Origin of the sequence: Rhizobium rhizogenes NBRC 13257 (assembly GCF_000696095.1) — a bacterium.
Lineage (GTDB): Bacteria > Pseudomonadota > Alphaproteobacteria > Rhizobiales > Rhizobiaceae > Rhizobium > Rhizobium rhizogenes.
Window position 1 is genome coordinate 201,716 of the sequence record NZ_BAYX01000011.1, and the last position, 23,375, is coordinate 225,090.

The 23,375-nt window shown below is 59.1% G+C and carries 18 protein-coding genes; 9 read left to right on the forward strand and 9 right to left on the reverse strand.

Annotated elements, in window-relative coordinates:
- Positions 1-91: 91 nt before the first annotated feature.
- Both RRH01S_RS23715 and RRH01S_RS23720 read right to left on the reverse strand, forming a co-directional pair.
- Entirely contained in the window at positions 92-2,179 is a 2,088-nt protein-coding gene (locus RRH01S_RS23715; protein WP_034515995.1) for an ABC transporter substrate-binding protein, read from the reverse strand.
- A 137-nt stretch (positions 2,180-2,316) separates the two neighbouring features.
- Entirely contained in the window at positions 2,317-3,783 is a 1,467-nt protein-coding gene (locus RRH01S_RS23720; protein WP_034515994.1) for an alpha-glucosidase/alpha-galactosidase, read from the reverse strand.
- Between the two features lie 213 nt (positions 3,784-3,996).
- On the opposite strand from RRH01S_RS23720, the gene RRH01S_RS23725 reads away from it, so the two are divergent.
- Together RRH01S_RS23725 and RRH01S_RS23730 are read left to right on the forward strand one after the other, a co-directional pair.
- Positions 3,997-4,899 carry an AraC family transcriptional regulator gene (locus RRH01S_RS23725; protein ID WP_034515993.1) on the forward strand — a complete coding sequence of 301 codons (903 nt, stop codon included), beginning with the start codon at positions 3,997-3,999 and terminating at the stop codon, positions 4,897-4,899.
- Positions 4,900-5,185: 286 nt separating this feature from the next.
- Positions 5,186-7,429, forward strand: a complete 2,244-nt coding sequence (locus tag RRH01S_RS23730) for a glycoside hydrolase family 2 protein (protein WP_042474408.1) — start codon at positions 5,186-5,188, stop codon at positions 7,427-7,429.
- 90 nt (positions 7,430-7,519) lie between these two features.
- On the opposite strand, the gene RRH01S_RS23735 is transcribed toward RRH01S_RS23730, so the two are convergent.
- Positions 7,520-8,446, reverse strand: coding sequence for a GntR family transcriptional regulator (locus RRH01S_RS23735; RefSeq protein WP_034515991.1), 927 nt, complete (start codon positions 8,444-8,446; stop codon positions 7,520-7,522).
- Positions 8,447-8,676: 230 nt separating this feature from the next.
- Between RRH01S_RS23735 and RRH01S_RS23740 the strand changes: the two genes are divergently transcribed.
- From RRH01S_RS23740 to RRH01S_RS23760, 5 genes are all read left to right on the forward strand, one after another.
- The gene (locus RRH01S_RS23740) at positions 8,677-10,182 is read left to right on the forward strand and encodes a UxaA family hydrolase (RefSeq protein WP_042474411.1); all 1,506 of its coding nucleotides are present in this window, start codon (positions 8,677-8,679) and stop codon (positions 10,180-10,182) included.
- Between the two features lie 90 nt (positions 10,183-10,272).
- Positions 10,273-11,292 carry an aldo/keto reductase gene (locus RRH01S_RS23745; protein WP_042474414.1) on the forward strand — a complete coding sequence of 340 codons (1,020 nt, stop codon included), beginning with the start codon at positions 10,273-10,275 and terminating at the stop codon, positions 11,290-11,292.
- 180 nt (positions 11,293-11,472) lie between these two features.
- Positions 11,473-12,462, forward strand: a complete 990-nt coding sequence (locus RRH01S_RS23750; protein ID WP_042474417.1) for an ABC transporter substrate-binding protein — start codon at positions 11,473-11,475, stop codon at positions 12,460-12,462.
- A gap of 92 nt (positions 12,463-12,554) precedes the next feature.
- Entirely contained in the window at positions 12,555-14,105 is a 1,551-nt protein-coding gene (locus tag RRH01S_RS23755; RefSeq protein WP_042474420.1) for a sugar ABC transporter ATP-binding protein, read from the forward strand.
- A gap of 31 nt (positions 14,106-14,136) precedes the next feature.
- Complete coding sequence (locus RRH01S_RS23760) at positions 14,137-15,108, forward strand: ABC transporter permease (RefSeq protein ID WP_015917855.1); 972 nt, start codon at positions 14,137-14,139, stop codon at positions 15,106-15,108.
- Positions 15,109-15,191: 83 nt separating this feature from the next.
- Here the strand turns inward: RRH01S_RS23760 and RRH01S_RS23765 are convergent, their stop codons facing one another.
- The 5 genes from RRH01S_RS23765 to RRH01S_RS23785 all read right to left on the reverse strand — a co-directional run bounded on the left by RRH01S_RS23765 (position 15,192) and on the right by RRH01S_RS23785 (position 20,249).
- A complete protein-coding gene (locus RRH01S_RS23765; RefSeq protein ID WP_042474422.1) occupies positions 15,192-15,542 on the reverse strand; it encodes a BP74-related protein in 351 nt (116 codons plus the stop codon).
- A 368-nt stretch (positions 15,543-15,910) separates the two neighbouring features.
- On the reverse strand, positions 15,911-16,912 hold the full coding sequence (locus RRH01S_RS23770; protein WP_015917856.1) for an acyltransferase family protein: 1,002 nt from the start codon (positions 16,910-16,912) through the stop codon (positions 15,911-15,913).
- Positions 16,909-18,201, reverse strand: coding sequence for an O-antigen ligase family protein (locus tag RRH01S_RS23775; RefSeq protein WP_034515981.1), 1,293 nt, complete (start codon positions 18,199-18,201; stop codon positions 16,909-16,911). The genes RRH01S_RS23770 and RRH01S_RS23775 overlap by 4 nt, the downstream gene beginning before the upstream one ends.
- A gap of 9 nt (positions 18,202-18,210) precedes the next feature.
- Positions 18,211-19,485, reverse strand: a complete 1,275-nt coding sequence (locus RRH01S_RS23780; RefSeq protein WP_034515980.1) for a polysaccharide biosynthesis/export family protein — start codon at positions 19,483-19,485, stop codon at positions 18,211-18,213.
- 83 nt (positions 19,486-19,568) lie between these two features.
- The gene (locus RRH01S_RS23785; RefSeq protein ID WP_007691909.1) at positions 19,569-20,249 is read right to left on the reverse strand and encodes a sugar transferase; all 681 of its coding nucleotides are present in this window, start codon (positions 20,247-20,249) and stop codon (positions 19,569-19,571) included.
- Between the two features lie 740 nt (positions 20,250-20,989).
- On the opposite strand from RRH01S_RS23785, the gene RRH01S_RS23790 reads away from it, so the two are divergent.
- Together RRH01S_RS23790 and RRH01S_RS23795 are read left to right on the forward strand one after the other, a co-directional pair.
- Positions 20,990-21,280 (forward strand): exopolysaccharide production repressor protein, encoded by a 291-nt coding sequence (locus RRH01S_RS23790; RefSeq protein WP_007691911.1) that lies wholly within the window; start codon positions 20,990-20,992, stop codon positions 21,278-21,280.
- An 89-nt stretch (positions 21,281-21,369) separates the two neighbouring features.
- Entirely contained in the window at positions 21,370-22,380 is a 1,011-nt protein-coding gene (locus RRH01S_RS23795; protein ID WP_034516756.1) for a glycosyltransferase family 2 protein, read from the forward strand.
- Positions 22,381-22,392: 12 nt separating this feature from the next.
- Here RRH01S_RS23795 and RRH01S_RS23800 read toward each other — a convergent pair whose 3' ends face one another.
- Complete coding sequence (locus tag RRH01S_RS23800) at positions 22,393-23,334, reverse strand: polysaccharide pyruvyl transferase family protein (protein ID WP_007691914.1); 942 nt, start codon at positions 23,332-23,334, stop codon at positions 22,393-22,395.
- Positions 23,335-23,375 lie beyond the last annotated feature (41 nt).

A 23,375-nucleotide genomic window follows, 5' to 3' on the forward strand; every position in this document is an offset into this window, starting at 1 on the left:
CCGGCTGTGTTCAACTTTGCCCGGCTGCACCGCAATGCAGCCGGAATTCTTGATGTTGGCCCAGTGCCGGCATTCGCGCCGGCAACCGTGATCAGTTGATCGGGCCGGCGCTGCCGGGGGCGCCCGGAAGCTGCTGCGGGAACAGCTCATATTTGCCCTGCTTGTCGGCCGCGACCCACAGACGCTCGCGGATGATCGAGTCCTCGGCCCAGTTGAACATGAAGATCGGCGTACCCGGAGGAACGTTCGAGAAGCGCTTGTTGATGATGAGCGCGCCCGGATATTCCGTCAGGCCGATATTGTAGAGATGCCCGGTCGAGAGCTTCTGGTACTGTTTCATCAGGGCTACGCGCTCGTCGTTATCCTTCGAGGTCGTGAACTTGTTGACGACGTCGACCATCTCCTTCTCAAAAGGCATCAGGTCCAGTTCGCCGCTTTCCGGCGCACGGTGGTTCCAGCTCGTGCGTGGACCGACCGGCGCAAGCTGTTCGGTGTTCTGCACCACCGAGGCCAGTTCGGTGCTGTTACGACGGACCATCCAGTCGAAGCGGCCGCTGTAGTTGGCATCGTCGCGCTTCGGGCCATCGAGCGCATTGATGATGACGCGAATTCCGAGCTTCTCCATCTGGCTGACGACACCTTCGGCAAGGCTCTTGTCGGTAGTGTAGTCGTTGTTGACCAGCAGGGTGACTTCAACATTCTTGCCGCCGGCCGTGCCTGCCGGAAAGTTGACGATACCATCGCCGTCGGTGTCCTTGAGACCGGCCTTTGCCAGCTCCGCCTTCGCGCCAGTGAGGTCGAACGGATAATAGACGGTGGATGCGCGGTCATAGAAGCTGGTGCCGGATGACAGGCCGCCCGGATAGATGGCCGTGAACGGCCCCTTGACCAGGGAGTCGCCGATCGCCTTGCGGTCGAGCGCCATGGTGACGGCCTTGCGGAAGTCCTCGTTGCGGTTCAGCTCGCGAACGGCTTGTCCGCGCGCATCCGGAGTACCCCAACCATTGGCGGAGAAGTTCATCTGGAGGTTATAGCCGATGAGGCGCGGTCCGAAGGCGAGACGCGACGGGGCCTCCGGCTGGGCGGCGCGCTTTAGCGAGGCGACGAAGTTTTCCGGCTGCTCCAGGTTTGAGAGGTCGCCGGAACCGGCAACCGCCTGCACGTCGCGATCCGCCCAGGTCGAGAGCTTGTAATGCAGTTCGTTGAGGTAAGGCAGCTGATTGCCCTTCTCGTCGACCTTCCAGTAATAGGGATTGCGGCGCATGACGATGATATCGTCGGAGCGGTACTCGACCGGCACCCAGCCACCCATGACCGGCATGTTCATGAATTCCGGCGGGAAGGCGTTCTTGAACTGGTTGTAGGTGTTCTTTGAATATTTCGGATGCTGCGGCTTCAGGATATGCGATGGGCCTGGGCAGAAATTCGGATAGGCCATCGTATAGAGATACTGCTTCGGGAAGGCGTCCTTGAAGGTCCACTCGATCGTATAATCATCGACCTTCCTGAGCGTCGTCCCCTCGCCGAAAGCCTCGGGCGACGCGCCGCCGCCGAGCGGCGAAACATTCGGGTCAATGACCTCATCTTCCCAATAGAACATGATGTCATCGGCATTGAAGGGAACGCCATCAGACCATTTTGCACCTTCGATCAGATGCATGGTGAGCTTGTGGCCGTCCGGCGACCATTCCCAGCCCTTGGCGAGGTTCGGCAGCGGCTCGGTATCCTTCGCTTCGACCTGGAACAGCGGGGCTGTGCGCGTCAGGCATTCGGACAGGCCGATATCGATGCCACCCCAGCCCTGGGTCTGGCCGGCACCATAGTTCCAGCCTTCCGGCCGGCCGCCGATGACGTGGCGCAGCGTGTCGCCATAGACGCCGATACCGTCAGGCATATTGCCTGTCTTGTAGACCAGCGGCTCCTTCGGCAGGCGATCCTTGACCGGCGGCAGCTTGCCGGTTTTCACGAACTTCTCGGTGACCCAATCCGGCTCGTGATATTCCGGCAGCGCCTTGAACTCCAGGATGGAGTCACGCGGCACATATTTGATCTTGCCTTCCGCCGGGAAAACCGGGGGTACGGGCGGCGCGGTCGGTTCGGATGCGTAGGCGCTCATGGCGATTGCCGATGTGGCAATCGTCATCGCCGCTAGAATGCTGATCGGTCGAAAATGTCTCATCGTTTTCTCTCTCCCCTTATCGCAAACGTCCCGGTGGGCACGCCGCACTCCTCCGTCGAACGGGAACTAGCTGGCTTGATGCGGCGGGACCTTCCTCCTGAAAGTCCCGCCGCCACTATGTCCCGAATGCTCATGCGTTAACCGGCCTGTTTCAAAGCCGCCTTCTCCGCTCTCAACTCCTCGATCGAGCGGACGTTGCGGCTGGCCGCACCCTTCCAGTCACGGGTCTTCACCTTGGCCCGCGACAGGCGATCCTTGGCACCCTCGACGGCATGGGCATATTGCGGCAACCAACGTGCTTCCGCGACGACCATTTCGTCAACCATCTGCCAGACTTCTTCCGGCGTCGAGACGGCGCCGACCAGTGGATCATGCAGAACGGCGAGCTTCAGCAGGTCGAGATCGCCGCTAATGGCGGCATGCACCGACATGCGCTGGACATTGATCGAGGAAATGCAGGTGGCGGCGCAGGCCTCCGGCAGCGTGATGCCGGCGACCATGTTGATGCCGAACCGATCGACGAAGCCGGGTGACTCGATGATGGCATCGGCCGGCAGATTGGTGATGACCCCGTTGTTCTTGACGTTGAAGTGGCCGCGATAGACGCGATTGGTCTCCAATGCCTCGAGAATATGGCTTGCATGTTCATTCGAGCGCCTGGCCGGGTCGATGGGCTGCGACGCACTGTCGAGGATCTGCTGGAATTCCGTCTCGAACCAGTTGCGGGTCTCAGTGGAATGGCGCAGATAACCGCCCGTCTCGCCATGGATCCAGTCGGACATGTCGATCCACTTGTTGATCTCGTCCGGCCGCTTGCGATACCAGGGCAGGTATTCGGATAGATGGCCGTTGCTTTCGGTGGAGTAGACCCCGAAGCGCTTCAGCACGTCGATGCGCAGCTTTTCCTGCTGCGAGAACACCGGATGCGCCTCGAAGGCGGCGACCAGTTCGTCCTTGCCAATCTTGCGCCCGTTGAAGCGAAGATCGGTGAACCAGGTCTGGTGGTTGATGCCCGAGCAAATATAGTCGAGCTCCGACTTGTTCTTTGCGCCAAGCACCTCCGCAATCTGCTCCGCGCCATGCTGGACGCCGTGGCAGAGGCCGATCGTGTCGACCTTGCCGTATTCGATCGCCGCCCAGGTGTTCATCGCCATCGGGTTGGCATAGTTCAGGAACTTTGCGCCGGGCTCGGCGACCTCGCGGATATCCTTGCAGAAATCGAGAATGACCGGAATGTTGCGCTGGCCATAAAGGATGCCGCCGGCGCAGATCGTATCGCCGACGCATTGGTCGATACCGTATTTCAGGGGAATACGGATATCCTCGGCATAGGCCTCCAGCCCGCCGACCCGCACGCAACTGATGATGTAGCGCGCACCGGAGATCGCCGCGCGGCGCTCGGTGGTGGCCGTTACCCGTGTCGGCAGCTTGTTCGCCTCGACGATCCGGTCAAGGATCGCCTTGATCATCGAAAGATTATGCTCGCTGACATCGGTCAGCGCGAATTCGACGTCCTGGAACTCCGGCACGCAGAGAATGTCGGTGAACAGCTTTTTCGTGAAGCCGACGCTGCCTGCGCCGATAATGGCGATTTTGAAACTCATGATCCTCACCTTGAAGTCGGTCTAACGATCAGCGGCGGAAAAGAGAATGGTATTTTCGTCCCATGATCGCACGGCGTCGGGCGAGAGGGCGAAACGAGCATTTTCTCCTCCTCCTGCCGGTCCTCATCGGCAGGTACATGCTGTTTTCTGGCGGGATTATGCCTATAATCGCCGGATCGACCAGAGAACAATTATGCTTTCAAGGGTAATTTTGTGCTGCAGGATTTGATCACCAACGGCCAGACCATGCGGACTGTTTCGCTGCCGCGCGGCCGCCACCGGCTGCATGCTATGCCGACCAGCGCCGGCTATGAAATAAGGGATAACGAAGTTTATGATTGGGACGGACGCCGGCGCGGCCTGACACCGTTCACGGTGCTCCAACATACGATCAGCGGCAGCGGCCGGCTGCGTTACGAGAACCGCAATTATCGCGTCGGGCCTGGCGATACGCTGCTGGTGCTGGTGCCGCACAATCACCGCTACTGGTTGGAAAAAGGCGAACGCTGGGAGTATTTCTGGATATCGATGAATGGCGAGGAAGCCTTGCGCATCCACCGCCTGATTCTCGCCGCCGCCGGACCGGTCTTGAAATTGCAGCCGGCAACGATCGATCATCTCGCCGATTGCAGCCTGCGGCTGGTGCGTGGCGCCACAACACCGGCCTCCGCTTCGGCGGTGGCTTATGAAGCCGCGATGGCGCTTTATGACGATGTCTTCGGTTCGCACGCGATCGCCGCCGACCGCTCCGCCATGCAGGCAGTTATCGACTATGTCGCCGCCAATCTCGACCAGCCTCTCCCCGTCAGCGAGCTTGCTAGGGTCAGCGGTCTCAGCCGCGCCCATTTCTCCCGGGTCTTTGCCGATAGCGAAGGCTTGCCGCCGGCCGAGTATGTCCTGCAACAGCGCATGCAGCGAGCCGCCAAGCTTCTGACCAAGGCCGCTTTCATTCCGGTCAAGGAGGTGGCGATCATGTCGGGTTTCGATGACGCCAATTATTTCTCGAAAGCCTTCCGCCGCATCTACGGCATCAATCCCACCGAATTCCGCACCACCGGCATGTATGCGGCCGTGCGCAGCCCTGGGGACGACGGCAGAGGCGCTCGAGGCAAATAGCCGAATCATCCTTGGCAAGCTGCGGCATGCCGCCGCAGCTTGCTCTCCAACTGGCGCTAAGAGCCTAACTTTCTTGACATAACGGCCGCAGAAGTAAGCTCTAAAGAGGTCAGCCGAAAACGTTTTCGGCGAAATCGCCGATCCTGCCTCCGATTGCGTTGCGCCATGCTTGAAGGCCTGTATAGATATCGCCCGCTGCGGCCATAATCGCGTCACGGCCGCACCTCTTTGTCTAAGCAACATCTGTTCGTCCCAGGTAAGACGGGCTCTTCTGATAGGATTGAATATGCGTTCTGTTGTCGCTTTCAACGAATCCTGGACTTTTCATGAAGGCTTTTCGGCCGCTGACGCCGGCCGCCGCCAGGAAGGACAGCCAGTCGCATTGCCGCACACGGCGGTCGAACTACCGTTCAACTATCTCGATGAGAAATCCTATCAGCGCGCCTTCACTTATCAGAAAATCCTGCCCTGGAGCGACGACTTCGCCGGGCGCGAGGTATCGCTGGTATTCGACGCCGCCATGGCCGACGCGGTGGTTTATCTCAACGGCGAGGAAATCGTCGCGCATCAGGATGGCTACACGCCCTTCGAGGCACGGCTGACGGGGCGCCTGAAGCAAGGCGATAACCTGATCACCGTCAAGATCGATGGTAGCGAGAACCCTGAGATCCCGCCGTTCGGCGGCCGCATCGACTATCTCACCTATGCCGGCATCTACCGCGACGTCTGGCTCAAGCTTGCAGCACCCGTCTCGATCGCCAATATCAAGGTCGAGACCGGCAACGTACTGGACGATAGTAAATCCGCGACGGTGCGCTGCGATATCACCAACCCGCAAAGCCTCGCCTTCAATGGTATGGTGACCGCAAACCTCCGCGCGCCGGACGGCAAGGCGCTGGCGTCCGCGACCAGCGAGACCTCGGGCGGCAGCGTGAGCTTCTCCTTCGACAATCTCTCCGGCATCTCACTGTGGGACCTCGACACTCCCGTACTCTACACGCTGGAAGCTGAGCTGAAGACCGATCACGGCTCCGACCGATATTCAACGACATTCGGTTTCCGCACCGCCGCGTTCACCGATGAAGGTTTCCTGTTGAACGGCCGCAAGCTGAAGCTGCGCGGTCTCAACCGTCATCAGGCCTTCCCCTATTCCGGCTATGCCATGGGCCGCTCGGCGCAGGAGCGTGATGCCGAGATCATGAAGCAGACGTTGAAGTGCAATGTCGTACGCACCTCGCATTATCCGCAATCGAAATGGTTCCTCGACCATTGCGACCGTATCGGCCTGCTGGTCTTCGAGGAAATCCCCGGCTGGCAGCATATCGGCGGCAAGGAATGGCAGCAGGAATCAATCCGCAACGTCCGCCGCATGATCGAGCGCGACTGGAACCATCCGTCTATCATCATCTGGGGCGTGCGTATCAACGAGTCGCAGGATTCGCATGATTTCTACGCCGAGACCAACCGGCTGGCGCGCGAGCTCGATCCCACCCGCCAGACCGGCGGCGTGCGCTACATTATCGAGAGCGAAATGCTTGAGGACGTCTACACGATGAACGACTTCATCCTCGGCAACGAGGAACTGCCGGGCGCCAATCGCCCACGCACGCCGCTGCGGCCACAGCAGGAAAATACCGGCCTGTCGAAGAACGTGCCCTACCTGATCACCGAATTCGGCGGCCACATGTATCCGACGAAGATCTACGATCAGGAGCAGCGCCAGGCCGAGCATGTGCGCCGGCATCTGGAAGTGCTGAACGCGGCCTATGGCGATCCCTCGATCTCCGGTGCCATCGGCTGGTGCATGTTCGACTACAACACGCACAGCGACTTCGGCTCCGGCGACCGCGTCTGCTATCACGGCGTCATGGACATGTTCCGCGAGCCGAAATTCGCGGCCTATGCCTATGCCAGCCAGTGCGAGCCTTCCGAGGAGGTCATCATGAAGCCGGTGACGATCTGGGCGCGCGGCGAGCGCAATATCGGCGGCGCGCTGCCGCTGATCGTGCTGACCAATTGCGACGAGGTCGAACTACGCTACGGTTCTCTGACCAAGCGCCTCGGCCCCGATCGCGAGAGCTTCCCGCATTTGCCGCACCCGCCCATTATTTTCGATCATCGCAATTTCACCCAGGACGAACTCGGCGTCTGGGGAATGGAGTGGGAAGACGCGCGCTTCGCCGGTTACGTCAATAGCAAGCCGGTCGCGGAGCTGCATATGGTCGCCAATCCGCTGCCGACGAGGCTGGAGGTGCAGGCCGATAGCCTGACACTGCGTACCGACGAACGTGACACGACCCGCGTCATTATCCGAGCGCTCGACCAGGCCGGTACCCGCCTGCCCTTCCTCAACGACGTCGCAACGATCAAGGTCAGCGGCCCGGCGAAGGTCATCGGGCCAGATGCCGTGCCTTTCCAGGGCGGCACGACGGGCTTTTGGCTGCAGGCAACCGGTGAGGCTGGTACGATCACGGTCGAGGTATCTTCGGCGCGCTTTGCAAACCAGACTGTGGAACTGAAGGCGGAATGATTTGCTGATGGAGCAACGGGCGGTCAAGAAATATCGCCGTTGCTCTCCAATGCGCTGGTATCGTTTAGGCGCGGTGTTGGCGAAATCTCGCTAGCCGCGCACAGTGGAAATATCCGTCTCCGCAGTCTCCCCCGCATTCTGCGGAATGGATTGCAGCAGCGTTTGCCGTGCCGAGGCGAGATGCTTGCGGCAGGCCATATCGATCCGCTTGGGGTCGCGTGATTGCAGCGCGTCGATATAGTCGAGATGTTCGGCGATGGCGCGTGAATTGCGCACGCGGGCGAAGGCCTTGTTCCACTGGTAGTGATAGTGGAAGACGATGGCGATCGCGTCGTAGAAATCGGCGATGAAGCGGTTCTTCGAGGCGCGATGAATGAGAAGATGGAATCTTTCGTCGAGCCGCGAAAAATCACGGTAACGCTCGTCGAAATCCTCCAGCAGATCATAATGTTCCTGCTGAATGACGGCCAGATCCGCCCATGCCGGATGATCCGGCGGCATGCGTCCGAATTCGGCCGCCGAATGCAGCTCGAACATTTCGCGCACGTCGGCAAGTTCGAGCGCGAATTCGCTGGTGAAGCCCTTCAGGATCCAATGGCTGTTCGGCCGCTTCTCGATCAGGCCGAAACGGCTGAAGCGAATGAGGAATTCGCGCACCACCGATGTTCCTGTACCGATCTCGCGCGCCAGTTCCAGCTCGTTGATCTGCATGCCTGGCTGCGCTTCGTCGGAGAGAATGCGCAGCATGAAACTGCGCTCGATGATGTCGTGCAGCGAATTGGTCTCTTCCTGCGGAAACAAGTCCGCCTCGGTCGGCTGGCGCAGCACGGTCTTTTGCCGCTTGTTCCAGCGAATGATGCCGGCATCACTGAGGCGCATCAGAATGGCGCGCGCCGTGCTGCGGCTGACGCCGAGTTCGGCGGCGATCTCGGGCTCGGTCGGCAGGGCGGCATCCGGCTTCAGGCCGGCGACGTAGCGGTTATACGCCTCCTTGAAGAGCGTGTTTTGTCTCGCCATTTCCCCCTCGCTTATCACTCGCTGCTCTCTATCGGCGGCGATCTCAGTAGCCTGCTCGGATAGCAATCCAGCGCGGGAGCACCGCTTGTATGCGTCGCTCTCTCCTCTCCGGAACCGCCGAATGATTTCCTCGTTGACTTCAAAATGTTTATTGTAGATAAAAAACAAAAGCAATCGGCAATGGCCCGGGAGAGGCTCGCCGAACTGCAAGATTGTTCTGGGAGAGAACTTTGAACAGCCAGCCTTGGATCCTTCTGTCGGAGGGCGACAATGTCGCCGTGGCAACGGCGACCATCGAAGCCGGTGTCGTAGTCGCCAACGGTGTCTCGACGCGAGGCAAGATCGACCCCGGCCACAAATTCGCCATCCGTGACATTCCTCTCGGCACGCCCGTGGTGAAATACGGCCAGGCCATCGGGCGCACGACCGCCGAGGTCAAGGCCGGCGATCACGTCCATAGCCACAATCTGCATTTCGAAAACGATCGGCTCGCGGCAACGGCCAATGCGGCGCCAGAGGAAGCGACCGAGGCCGACAAGGCCCGCACCTTCATGGGCTATCGCCGCGCCGACGGCCGGGCCGCCACCCGCAACTACATCGGCATCATTGCCAGCGTGAACTGTTCCACCACGGTTTGCCGCGCCATCGCGGAAGAGGCAAACCGGAAGCTCCTTCCGCATTATGACGGCATCGACGGTTTCGTGCCGATCGTGCACGACCAAGGCTGCGGCATGAGCTCAACCGGCGACGGCATGCTGACGCTGCATCGTACGCTTGCCGGCTATACACGCCATGTGAATTTCGGCGGCGTGCTGATGATTGGCCTCGGCTGCGAGGTCAATCAGCTGACGCTCTATGGCCAGAGCGGAGCCGGCGCCAGCAAGCGGCACTTCAACATCCAGGATGCCGGCGGCTCACGGCGCGCCGTCGCGCTTGCCATGGGCGTTCTGAAGGAGATTTCGGAAGACGTCGGCCAGGCTCAACGCGAACCGATCTCGATCAGCGAAATCATCGTCGGCCTGCAATGTGGCGGCTCGGACGGGTTCTCCGGCATCACTGCCAATCCGGCGTTGGGTGCAGCCGCCGACCTGCTGGCCGCGGCCGGTGGCACGACGATCCTGTCGGAAACCTCGGAGATTTATGGCGCCGAGCATTTGCTGCGCAGCCGGGCCGTCAACAACGAGGTCGCCGCCAAGCTCGACGCGAAAATCGACTGGTGGGAAAAGTATGTCGCGCTGCACGGCGCCTCGCTGGACAACAATCCCTCTCCCGGCAACAAGCGCGGCGGGTTGACCACCATTCTGGAGAAGTCACTCGGGGCTGTTGCCAAGGGCGGCCGGTCGCCGCTGACCGCGGTCTACGGCTATGCTGAACGGGTAACGGAGCATGGGCTCGTCTTCATGGACACGCCCGGCTACGATCCGGTTTCCGCAACCGGTCAGGTGGCCGGCGGCGCGAACATGATCGCTTTTACGACCGGTCGCGGCAGCTGTTTCGGCTCACGTCCGGCACCGTCGTTCAAGCTGTCGAGCAATTCGGCGCTGTATCAATCGATGGAAGAGGACATGGACATCGATTGCGGCACCATTGCCACCGGCGAGGCAACGATATCGGGCAAGGGCCGCGAGATCTTCGAACTGATCATCGAGATCGCATCCGGCAAGAAGACCAAAAGCGAAACCTTCGGCTATGGCGATAACGAATTCGTGCCCTGGCATCTTGGGGCGACGTTGTAGATAGTTAGTGCATTCGACGACGTTGTGCCGACCCTCTGACAAGCCAGGCGCGGCGGAAACCAAGCGATTAATCATCACAAGGGAGAGGTGATGAAGAAGAGAAGAATCGGCAGGACGGAGCTGGAGGTTACCGAAATCAGTTTCGGTGCAGCAGCGCTCGGCGGTCTTTATCGCGCCTGCCCTCGCGATCAGGCCATGGAAACCCTGCAGGCGGCATGGGGTAGCGGCATCCGCTATTTCGACGTCGCCCCATGGTATGGCTTCGGTCTCGGCGAACGATACGTCGGCGATTTCCTGCGTAGTCAGCCGGAAGACAGCTATGTGCTGTCGACGAAGGTCGGGCGATTGATGCGACCCGTTCCGACCGACAAGGTCCCGAATTACGGTTATGTCGATCCCCTGCCCTTCGATGCGGATTATGATTATTCCTATGACGGCATCATGCGGTCGGTGGAGTTCAGCTATGCCCGCCTCGGCCTCAACCGCATCGACATTCTCTACGTCCACGATATCGGCGGCTACACCCATGGCAAGGCGCTGAACGAGCATTATCTCGGCCAGCTGCTCGGCTCCGGCATCAAGGCTCTGGAGGAGTTGAAATCATCAGGCACGATCAAAGCCTATGGTCTTGGCGTCAACGAGGTGCCCGTTTGCCTCGATGTCATGCATGCAGCCGATATCGACTGCATCCTGCTTGCCGGCCGCTATACGCTGCTTGACCGTTCGGCGGTCGCGGAACTGCTGCCGCTTTGCGAAAAGAAGGGCACGTCGCTCGTTGTCGGCGGTGTCTTCAATTCCGGTATTCTCGCGACCGGCCCCGTACCCGACGCGCATTTCGACTACCTTCCGGCGACGCCGGATGTTCTGGTCAAAGTGGGGGCGATGGAGGAAATCGCCCGCCGTCACGGCCTGCCGCTTGCCGCACCCGCCATCCAGTTTCCGCTAAGCCAGCCGTCCGTGGCTTCGGTGCTGATCGGCACGGCGAAAGCATCAAGTCTTACCCGCAACATGCAGCTCGTGGACCTAAAGCTTCCGGCGAGCCTTTATGCGGAGTTCGAAGGATTGACCCTGGTCGCGCCGCCTTTGGGAGACGGCGCCGTTCGGGTCTAATGAGGAAATAAGGAGCTATCGGGCCGTCGGGAGAGACGGCTCGTGGAGGAGGAAAGCCTGTTTTGGCGGGGTGGCTATGTGCCGCTCCGCAATGCGTGAACCATCTGGTGTTCACGGTACCGAGCCGCAAGCGTTCAACGGCCGGTGTGCAGGAGAAGAGCGCGTTGAGAGGAGAAATCAATGACCATCGCTAAATCCCTTCTGTCCCGCCGCACCTTTGCCGGTCTTGCCGGCGCGGCCATGATCGCCGTCGCCATGCCTGCGCAATCCTTCGCGGCCGAAGTGACGATCCCGATCATCGTCAAGGACACGACATCCTTCTATTGGCAGATCGTTCTCGCCGGCGCACGCAAAGCCGGCAAGGATCTTGGCGTCAAGGTGCCGGAGCTGGGTGCGCAGGCTGAAACCGACGTCAACGGTCAGATCAGCATTCTTGAAAACGTTGTTGCCGGCAAGCCGGCCGCAATCGTCATCTCGCCGACCGAGTTCAAGGCACTTGGCAAGCCGGTGGACGAAGCAGCGAAGTCCGTTCCGATTATCGGCATAGACTCCGGCGCCGACTCCAAGGCTTTCAAGTCATTTCTGACGACCGACAACACGCAGGGCGGCCGCATCGCCGCTGATGGCCTTGCTGCCGCGATCAAGGCAATGACCGGCAAGGAAGAAGGCGATGTCGTCATCATCACCAACACGCCCGGCGCCGGTTCTCTCGAACAGCGCCGCACGGGCTTCCTGGATCAGGTCAAGACCAAGTATCCGGGCCTGAAGGTTGTCGCCGACAAGTATGCGGACGGTCAGGCAACGACTGGCCTCAACATCATGACTGACCTGATCACGGCAAATCCGAAGATCGTTGGCGTCTTTGCCTCCAATCTGATCATGGCGCAGGGTGTCGGCCAGGCCATTGCTGAAAACAAGCTCAGTGACAAGGTCAAGGTCATCGGCTTCGACAGCGACGACAAGACCCTTGGCTTCCTCAAGAGCGGCGCCATTGCCGGCCTCGTCGTTCAGGACCCGTACCGCATGGGTTACGACGGCATCAAGACCGCTCTCGCCGTCTCCAAGGGCGAAAAGGTTGAAGCCAACGTCGACACCGGCGCCAACCTCGTGACCAAGGCCAACATGAGCGATCCGAAGATCGAGGCCTTGATCAATCCGAAGGTCAAGTAAAGCTTAGAGGCTGCGGCCGGTTCCTCGGCCGCAGCCTCTTCGTCTGTCCGCTTCTTGGGCGGCCGCGCGATGATGCCAGAGGGAGGAGACCCATGACGAGCCTCGAAGAAATCAGCCATCGGCACGATGACAAGGTCAAGACGGAAGCAAGTCGCGTTCCGGCCGGCTCGCCTATCCTCGAACTCAAGGGATTGCAGAAGCGCTATGGCTATGTCGAAGCGCTGAAACCTGCGACGATCACATTTCTGGCGGGTGAGATTCATGCGATTGTCGGTGAAAACGGAGCCGGCAAGTCGACGCTCATCAAGCTCCTGACTGGCGTCATCAGCAGGACGGCCGGGGAGATATTCTGGTGCGGCCATCCGGTCGCCCTTGCCAATCCCAATGAAGCGATCGCGCGCGGCATCAACGCCGTGCATCAGGAAGTCGTCCTTTGCCCGCATCTGACGGTCGCGGCCAATCTCTTTCTCGGTGATGAAGTCAATCGCTTCGGCCTGATGCGCAAGAAGCAGATGGTCGCTATGGCCCAGACGGTGCTTGACGATCTCGGCTTCGGACTGCCGGCCGCCGACCTCCTGAGCTCTCTCACCATTGGTCAGCAGCAATTGGTCGCAACCGCCCGCGCCGCCATGCGCGGCACGCAATTCCTCATCTTCGATGAGCCGACGGCCTATTTGACGCGCAAGGAATCGGCGCAGTTGTTCAAGCTGATCCGCCGCCTGCAGAGCGAAGGCGTGACGATCGTCTATATCAGCCACCGCATGGAGGAAGTCTTCGAGCTAGCCGACCGCGTTTCCGTGCTGCGCGACGGCACGCATGTCGGCACTCGCCTGATTGCCGAGACCAATGACGACGAACTGATCAAGCTGATGATCAATCGCTCGATCGAACAGATCTACCACAAGGAAGAGATCCCGATAGGTGAACCCATCCTCGAGACGCGCGGCCTTTCCGGTCCCGGTTTCGAGGATGTCTCGCTGACTGTACGGGCCGGCGAGATCGTTGGACTTTATGGGCTTATCGGCGCCGGCCGCAGCGAGTTCGCGCTCGGCCTCTATGGCCGTCAGCCGGTCTCGGCAGGCGAAATCTATTGGCAGGGTCGCAAGGTCGAAATCCGCAACGAGCGCGACGCGATGGAGCTCGGCATCGCGCTCGCGCCAGAAAGCCGCCGCGATCAGGGGCTCTGCCTCAACCTGCCGATCGGTCTCAACATCAATTTGCCTGTGTTTAAGCGGTTAAGCCGCGGTCCGATCATCAATAACAAGAGCGAGGCTGCTAACGCCGACAAGCAGATTCGCGATCTCAGCATAAAGACGCCCAGCCGGCGGGTCCTGGTTTCCGCCATGTCCGGCGGCAATCAGCAGAAGGTGGTCATCGGTAAATGGCTGAGCCATGGCGCCAAGCTTTTCATCTTCGACGAGCCGACGGTGGGTGTCGATGTCGGCACCAAGGCGGAAATCTATCGGCTGTTCGCCAAGTTGCTTCGCGACGGCGCGGGCATCATCGTCATATCCTCCTACCTGCCCGAGGTTTACGAGCTCGCCGATCGTCTACATGTATTCCGCCGCGGCCAGCTGGTCGCTAGCCATGATTTTCACGCTGCCACGCATGAGGAAGTCCTTGGCGAGGCCATCGGCGTCTGAGCGATAAAAAATAGAAAGAGGAGAACAAAAAATGGTCGTCAACACGACAGAAGGCCCCGCCATTGCACCGCGGCGTAAGATGAATATCCTCTTCAGTCTGACGCTGATCCTGCTTCTGATTGCACTATGGGTCGTACTCGGCTTCTCGACAGACGTGTTCTGGACGCAGCTCAACATCACCAACCTGGCGCGCCAGGGGTCGATGACGGCCATCCTTGCGCTTGGACAAACCTTTGTCATCATCACCGGTGGCATCGATCTTTCCGTTGGCGCAATCGTTGGCTTCTGCACCGTAGTCGTCGCCTGGCTGCTCCAGGCCGGAGTTCCGATCTGGGCCGCTATCCTCATTACCTTGCTGTTCGGGGTTCTTATCGGGGCATTCCATGGCTTCGGTATCGTGCGCATGGGCTTGCCGCCCTTCATCATCACGCTGGCGACGCTGACCTCTCTACGCGGCATCGGCCTGCTGATCACCAACGGTTCGAGCATCAACATCGTCAACGACGCTTTCACAAATTTCGCCGTCGCGGATTTTCTCGGTATTCCGAGCCTGTTCTGGATGGTGATCGTGGTAGCAATTCCAGCCGTCGTCTTCCTGCATTTGAGCCGTTGGGGCCGTTATCTTTTCGCCGTCGGCTCCAACCGCGAGGCGGCGCGCCTGTCCGGCGTCAACGTCAACGGGATGATCTATTTCGCCTATATACTGTCTGGAACCTGCGCCGCCTTGGTCGGCGTTCTGCTTGCCTCGCGTATAGCCATCGGCAATGCGACCCAGGGCGATGGGTGGGAACTGCAGGCGATCGCATCGTCGGTTATCGGCGGCACCAGTCTGTTTGGCGCGATCGGTTCCGTCTATGGCCCGCTGATCGGCGCCTTCATCCTGGCGACTATCAACAACGGTGCCAACCTGTTGAACCTGAATTCCTTCTGGCAGCGCATCATCACCGGCGTGCTGATCATCGTGATCGTCTATTTCGATCAGTTGCGCCGCCGGCGACTCTGAAGATATTCGACACCGGCTATTGCTGGGGTGGGCGGCAATCCGGGCGAGATCGTCTCGCCTCGATTGCCGCCCACTCTATTTTGTTAGTTGAAGGTCACTTCGCGGGTCAGTCTGGAATCCCAGGGGCACCAATGATTTCCAGGGAGGAAGGCACCGCCGGCTTCGTCAAGATGATCCTCGACATAGACCATGTTCGCATCGCAGACTTCGATGGCCATCGAGAAGAATCGTATGGTCTGTGGGTCCAAGTGAAAGCTGAACTTCGGATTGTGAGGCTGAGTTCTCTTGATGATCCTGCCATGGACATGAATTTCATTCTGCTCCTCGCCGGAAAGAATCTTCAAAGCATGGTCGATTGTCTGTTCATCCGTTAACTCGATGATGAATTCCTGGCCTGGTGACGAGGGTTGTGTAAAGGCAAAATGACGGGGCACGGTGTTTCCTCCATATCGAGTTGAAAGGATGCTGGATCAAGCTGCTTCCGGTCATGGAAGCCCCCATTAATTAGTTTACCCTAAATTAACTTCAACCCACAGATTTTATTGGGTTTTGTCTGATTTCTACAGCAATCGCCGTAAAGAATTGGCCATATCGAACGGCCGATGGCCACACCACGCGAAGCAAATGCACTCTGCGCCGCCGGCAATCCGATCAAATCGCCGGGGGGATCGTTTTTCGCGCGAGTTTTATCGCCCCAGAGCCAAGCCAAAGGCGCCGTCAGGCGGCAAGTTAAGGGCATGGCACCCTGCTCGTCCGGCCAATGACAGCCTGCTCCGGTTCAGCAGCAGACTTGCCTTGTCCATCACACCGGTGATGGGCGCGATCTTTGCCAACTCAGGCCCTTCAAGAGACCACGCAATGGCTTCTCGACCAATTCATAGGCACAGATGCCCAGCAGCACGCCTGAGACGAGACAGATGAATGTTGCGACATCGGAGGGTAGCTCCGTGCGCGCCATCAATTTCATCACCACCGAAATCGCCAGCGTGTGCCAGAGATAAATCGAGTAGGAGGCGTTGCCGAGATAGGTGAGCAGCGGAATATCAGGCAGCTTTCCGCTTCGCTCCAGCGATACCGTACCAAGCACCAGCGCCAGAGCGAGCGGTCCGCAGGTCAGCTCGTTGAATTCGAGATGCAGGAGCTGGATAGCGGCAAAGCCCGAGAGAGCGACGACGATCAGGGCAAGCCCAAGGCCGGCCTTCGGTATTGTCCCGGACAGCCATAGCTCGGCAAGGAGGATGCCTGCGACGAACTCCAAAATGATCGGCCGCGTGTAGGTGAGGAGCAGCGGCGATTGCGGGCTGAAGATGACGCCGGCGATCACGAAGGCAGCGAAGACGCTGGCTATGCTGAAGAGTCGTATGCTGCGCGACAGGAGCAATGCCGCACCGAATATGGCATAGAAGAACATCTCGTAGTTCAGCGTCCATCCCTGCACCAGCACCGGCCAGATCATGCCATTGCTCGGCGAGCGCTCCGGAATGAAAATCATCGAACCCAGAATATGACCGGTCGTCAGCTTCATGTTCGGAAACAGACCGGCGACTGCCCCAGCGATCATGATCGCGGTAACGATCCAGTAGGACGGGGCGATGCGCTGAACGCGATCAAACAGGAACCGCCAGGGCGTGACAGGCCGCCGCTCGCTGATCGTCCACATGATGAAGCCGCTGATGACGAAGAAGACATCGACACCGGCTGCGCCGATCTGGAAATGGCCGCCGCTGCGCTCTGCCGCATGGAAAAGGACGACCGCGAGCGCGGCGATGGCGCGAAGATATTGGATGCTATAAAGAGTTTTCATCTGCTGGCCTGAGCCTCCCAGTTTGCAGGCGGCGCAAGTTCCATCCGATCATCGGAGACGAGCGGAGCCATGCGTGGCGCTTGCGCCTTCATCGTCAGCTTGCCCGCGATGAAGTACAGCAGGAACGAGCCGACCTGGTAGGGATTAAGAATATCGATCTCGACGAAAGCGCGGATCAAAAGCAGCGTCGCCAGACCGAACAGAACATAGGATTCATCGTTTCTGAGGTCGTTGAGAAACCGCTTGAGGTGGCCGATAACCGCCGTCAGCAATATGGACACCAGCAGGAAGACGCCGATCAGGCCGGTTTCGACCGTGGTTTCGATGAACGTATTGTGGAAATGGAAGCCGGCGCGGGAGGTGATGTAGAATTCCTCCCACAGGCGTTCCGGCTCGGAGAAGCCTTGTACCCAATAGGCCTGATAGCCGATCCCAAAGAAGGGATGCATCGTGGCGGCGGCTATTCCCTGTTGCCAGAGATAGGTGCGGCCGGTCAGTGTCGAGTCCTTGCCGAAGGCGCCGAGCACGAGATCGACGGCACCGAGATAGACGCCGGCGACGACGAGAATGATCCCGGATATGGCCGCGGTGGCAAACAGCTTTTTACGCTGCTTTGGCGACAGGAACAGGATGACGCGCATGCCGATGCTAAGCATCACGACCAGCCCGGTAACCAACACAGACGTTGCCGATTGCGAGGCAAGCAGACAGTAGGCTGCCATGAGGCCGACGACTCCTGCCCCAAGCAGCCAGATACGACGCTCGCCAAGGATGAAGACGGCGGCGAACGCGAAATAGATCCCGAGCGAGGCATAAAAGCCGAGCTGGTTCTTCGAGTCGAAGGCGCCGACGAAACTATAGGTGCCGTCGATCGCATCGAGGGCATAATAGCCGAACAGCATCGAATAGAGCAGCACGATACTGGTGCCGGCTATGGCGCCGCGCGTCAATGTGCGGATATCGAGCGTACGCACGGCGATCAGCGCGCAGATGATATGCGTCATATACTGGATTGCGGCGCGGGCGGTTACCGGCGGCACCACCGACCAGAAGATGGAGAGACAGGTAAAAACGCCGAATGCAAAGATCCAGAGCTGCTTTGAATAGCTGCCAAGCACCCGGCGATAATCGATCAGCACCAGCGGAAACCACAGGGCGTAATAGACGAGAATAGCTGCCTGCCCGAAGCGGGAGGAATAGGCGAAGGCAAAGAAAGAAAGCGCAATCGCCACCATGCCATAGGTGGCGTTGCTGCCCGGATGAATAAAGGTCGATTTGCGGATCCGCATCGACTCTCCTTATCGCATGGCTAGACCGGCACTCACCTTGATGAGATCACCGGGCAGCACCAGGGTATTTTCCTGGGCCGGGATTTCCTTCGCCTGACCATTCTCATCCCGTATGATGGTATAGACGATGTTCACGCCCTGCCCGCCGGCATCGATATTGCTGGCGTCGGCCGATTGCGCGACCGCCTCCTGCATCAATGCCTGGCTGGTGGAGAGCTTGAGCTGCAGGGTTTCCAACTGGGTGTCGGTGTCCTGCAGATCCTGCGCGAGCGAATTCTGCCAATCGTTGCGCACCGTATTCGCGTCCTGATCGGCCTTGCTGATGCTCTGCTTGGCGTTCAGCGATGCCGTGTCGGTATCCAGCAGGTTGGTCTCCACGTCGGACGCGCGCTGTTCGGCCGAGATCCTGCGCGAGGCAAGCTCCAGTCCTCGTTCCGCCAAGCTCTCGACCTTGTCGCGGTCTGCCTTGGCGAGATCGAGTTGGCGGCTGAGCGTATCGGTCTTCTTCGCCAGCGCCTCGACTTCGCTTTGCAGCAGCACCTTGAGATCCGCCAACGCCTGCAGCTGCGTTTTCATACGCACGCTACGCGTCTTCATCAGAGCCTCTTCGCTGGCGAGCAGGTCGGCCGATTGCGGCATTTTTTGAAGGTCCGGCGAAATATCGATCTGATCCCTGCCGGCGACTTCGGCCAAAAGACGCGCCTGGCGCATCAGCAACCGGCCGCGTTCGGCCATGAGGACGACCGCATCGCCCTTGGCATTGATGAAATCGCGCGCGAAGCGTTGGCCAGCCTCGGCGCGGTGCATGCCGCCGCCCAGGCTCACCGCCTTCAGAACGGTCAGGTTGGGTACAAAAGGATATGAACCCGGGTTCTGGACCTCGCCGGAGAGGTAGATCGGCCGGAATTGTGAAAGCTCCACGGAAGCAGAGGGCCGATCGCGCAGACCGAACTGCTTCTGCAACCCAAGGCCGATCGCTTCCGCGATCTCATCCGTCGTCTTGCCGGCGGCCGGCATGTCCCCGATGAAAGGAATGGAAACCGAGCCGGAAGGACCGACCGTATAATCACCCGACACTACCGACCAGTCGCGGATCGTGCCTTCTGCCGTCTGCCATTCGGCGACGCGAATGCTCAGTTTGTCCATGACGCCCAGGTGATATCCGGGAAGGCTATCGGCACGGGCATTGCCTGATACAACGCACAGGCTGAAGAGGACGAGAGCGGCGCAACGAAAAGGTGTAGTCGCGCCAACGAGCCTACCAGAAGGCTTAATTTCAATCATGCAGGATCTTCCCTGTTATTAGATCGCAGCCCCGCATGTGCGGGGAAACCGCAGGAACCTTCCCCGCGGTATCTGCTTCGTCGTCAGTAGCTGCCGCGCGAGAGGCAAACCGCAGGAATGGTCTTGGCGATAATCATCATGTCGCTGCTGAGTGACCAGTTTTTGACATAATGCGTATCGAAGGCTACGCGGCTTTCGTAGGAGACGTCGTTGCGGCCGCTGACCTGCCACAGACCCGTCAGGCCGGGGCGAGACTGGAGGTAGTAGATCGCGGAGGTTTCGTAACGCTCGAGCTCGTCCTCGACGACAGGACGGGGACCGACGACACTCATTTCGCCGCGGATGATATTGATGAGCTGCGGCAGTTCGTCGAGGCTCAGTTTACGTAGCACCGCGCCGACGAGGGTGACGCGGGGGTCGTTTTGCAGTTTGCGCGTTGCGCGCCATTCGTCCATCGCCCGGGGATTGGCCTGCAGGTAGGCCTGCAGCACCCTGTCGCCATCGACGACCATGGTGCGGAACTTCAGGCAACCGAAGGTCTTGCCGTTATGACCAATACGACGATGGCCATAAAAGATCGGGCCCCGGTCCGAAAGCTTCACCAGGAGCATGAGCATCAGGAAGAGGGGGCTGATGAGGATCAGCCCCATCAGGGCGGCTGTAACGTCGAATCCCCTCTTGAGGATTCCACCCGTTGGCGGAAAGACGTCGCTTTCCGTAGCGCTGAAAAAAGCCGATGTGGCCGATCTCGTCGCAGACTTCATAGAGATGACTCCATTCATGTTGGCGAATTGGTCGGAAATGTCTCGGACGCGTAGTTAGTGCAGTGCAGCGAGGAGTGTAGGATGGGATTGGGATTTTTTAAGCCAATTTTTTATGGCAATGCCGATTCACGGTACGGTTCTACCGCCAACGTGATCGAAGCCCTAGGTTCAGCCACCCAAAAGGCGACGACATTGCAGTTTACCCATTGTATAAATCTCAAATGAATCGCCACTTACGCTTCATCATGCAGTGTAGTATAATGTTAAAGTTAGATTTATCGGATATTATTCCCTTATATATCCGAAAGAAACTTTCTTCACTCTTGAGCATTCCTGAAAATTCCTGACTTCCGACTAAAAATATTGCGATGCAGCAAGATGTTGCGATGCACATAACGCTCGAGACGGTAACCGGACTTTGTAATAAAAGTTGATTGAATTGTTTAAAATCTAAATCGATCGCACTAATCGATTAGCAGTACGAAATTGTATGTGAATTTTTTGCGAACAACTTTTAAGGGAGTCCCGGGAGGAGAAAAAAGATAATGAATGCAATTGTACGCATTGTGGAGGAGTAGTTTTAACGGGCGCGACATAGGATCCGTATCAATTCGTAACGCATTGTCGTCGCTTGGTTGAATCTAAATGAATCATAAAATATATTTGAGTTCTGGGTCTACTGAGGGAGGCAAGACCTTGAGTACTTTTAGTCAGATATTCCTGGGGAGGAGGTAATGTCCATGTACGCACCTCGCGTCTTCATCAGCATGGCGGGCACGCTGGCCGTATTCGCCATTGCGACTTATTTTCTGACGCATTCACTTTCGATTACCTTGATCGAAACTGCGATTTGCGCGGTCCTATTACAGATCGGTTACTTCGCGGGCGTTCTTTTCCTGGTGTGGAAAGAACGCAATGCGAGACATGCGTTGTTGAATGAAGGCTCGGCTGCAATGCCGGTGCGTGAAGGTGACAAGGTTAGCGGCCTGCCCGCTGCCAACCTCAATCGTTCCGAACCCTTCAACCCTTGACGCCGCCGCCTGGCGCATCTTTTGGTGATCATGTGGTTGCCGGATGGCTGCTGTCGTCCTAAGTCTCCAACAGAACCATGGAGGCTGACTTGATCGACAGTGCCGAAAACAATGTCTGCGTAATCATTGCCGCGAAGAATGCCAGCGATACCATCGGTCTCGCCGTGGCTTCGGCGTTGCGCGAGCCGGAAGTGGCCGAGGTCGTCGTCATCGACGACGGCTCGACCGACGGCACGGCTGCCGCCGCGCGTCAGGCCGATGATGGCAGCGGCCGCCTGATCATCCAGGAATTCGAGAAAAATCGTGGCCCGGCAGCCGCGCGCAATCACGCGATCGAGATTTCGCGCGCGCCGCTGATCAGCATCCTCGATGCCGATGATTTCTTTTTTCCGGGGCGTTTCAAGCCGCTGCTTGCGAGCGACGACTGGGATTTCGTCGCCGACAACATCGCCTTCGTCGATTCCGATACGGTTTCGACTGCCTATACCATGCTCGATCACTTCGATCCGAAGCCGCGCTTCCTGGATCTGGTCGCCTTTGTCGAGGGCAATATTTCCAAGCGCGGTGTCCGGCGCGGCGAGATCGGCTTCCTGAAGCCGCTGATGCGCCGATCGTTTCTGGATAAGCATGGGCTGCGCTACGACGAGGCGCTGCGTCTCGGCGAGGATTACGACCTCTATGTGCGGGCGCTCGCCAAGGCCGCGCGCTACAAGATCATCCATAGCTGCGGTTATGGCGCCGTGGTGCGCAGCAATTCCCTGAGCGGCCAGCATCGCACCGACGACTTGCGGCGGCTTTACGAGGCGGACCGGGCTATCCTTGCTGCCGGCGGCCTTTCACCAACCGACGCGGCAGTCATCCGCCGCCACGAACAGCATATTCGCGGACGGTACGAGCTACGGCATTTTCTCGATATCAAATCGAAATCGGGCATGGGGGCAGCGGCCTCCTACGCCCTGGGCAAGCCAGGTGCCATTCCAGCCATAGCCGGCGGTATTTTCGCCGATAAGACCGAGCGTTTTCGCAAGGGCGGCAGCGCGCCAATCGCTCATTCGGGCGCAAACGGCCTGCGTTATCTCCTGCAGGCCGTTCCCGAATAATTTATAGGCGCGTCAGAAGTAGTCGCGTTTGACGCTTTCAATCACCGACATGAAGCGTTCCTTGCGACCGGCAAGGGCCGCGTCGGTGCTGAGTTGCGGCTTTGCCTTGCTCGCCTGCCACAGCGCCAGCGCCGAGGGTACAGCAAGCGCTTGTTTCGCCATCACGCGCAGCGTGGTCTGCTGCGGGTCGGCCAGCACGGTCTCGCCATGCCGCTGCTTCTCCAGTTCACTGGCTGCCTGCTCGTCGCGTTCGAAACCGACGCCCCAGAAACGGGCGCCCTTGGCGATCGCTTCAGCGCGGGTGGAAACAGGAATATGTTTCGGCGCGTAAGTAACCCCGAGAGAGTGGGCCCAATCGTTCCATTTGAAGCTGTTGATCGCCCGCGATGTGCTGACGGCAATCCACGGCACGCGGAAGGCATCGGCAAGGATCGCGCCATGCATGGATTCGGCGACGATCAGCTCGGAGGTGGCGATCTCGCGGATCACGGCCTTCGCCTCGCCGCGCGGGTCGAGATAGGAAAGACCGACGGTCTTGCAGATATCCTGCCAGAGCCCGGCTCCGGCCGACTCCCAATGCGGCACGAAGGTGTGGCGCTTGGTCTTCGGCAGATTTTTGAATTCCGGCATCTCGGTGACCATGACGGCCGGATCGATGATGCCCATATCCGCGGGAACGCCGACTTTTTCAGCCGTCAGCGGGCCGCGGACGCAGCGGATATCCCATTTGCTCCTGTCGCTCATGTCGGGAAGCGTGCCATAACCGAAGCCGCTGCCGATCACGAGCTTCTGGCCATCAGGCGGCAATAGCGACGTGTTCAGGACGGTGCCGACACCGACCAGCAGTGTTTCTTCATGAACATCACGCAGGCCGGGGAGTAGAAAATCCCAGAGCCAGAGATTGAGATCGTCACCGAAATTGCCATGGGTTGATTCCCAGTGGAACGGCTTCATACAGGACTCCTTGCTGATCTAGACCGTAGCTGCGCATGCAT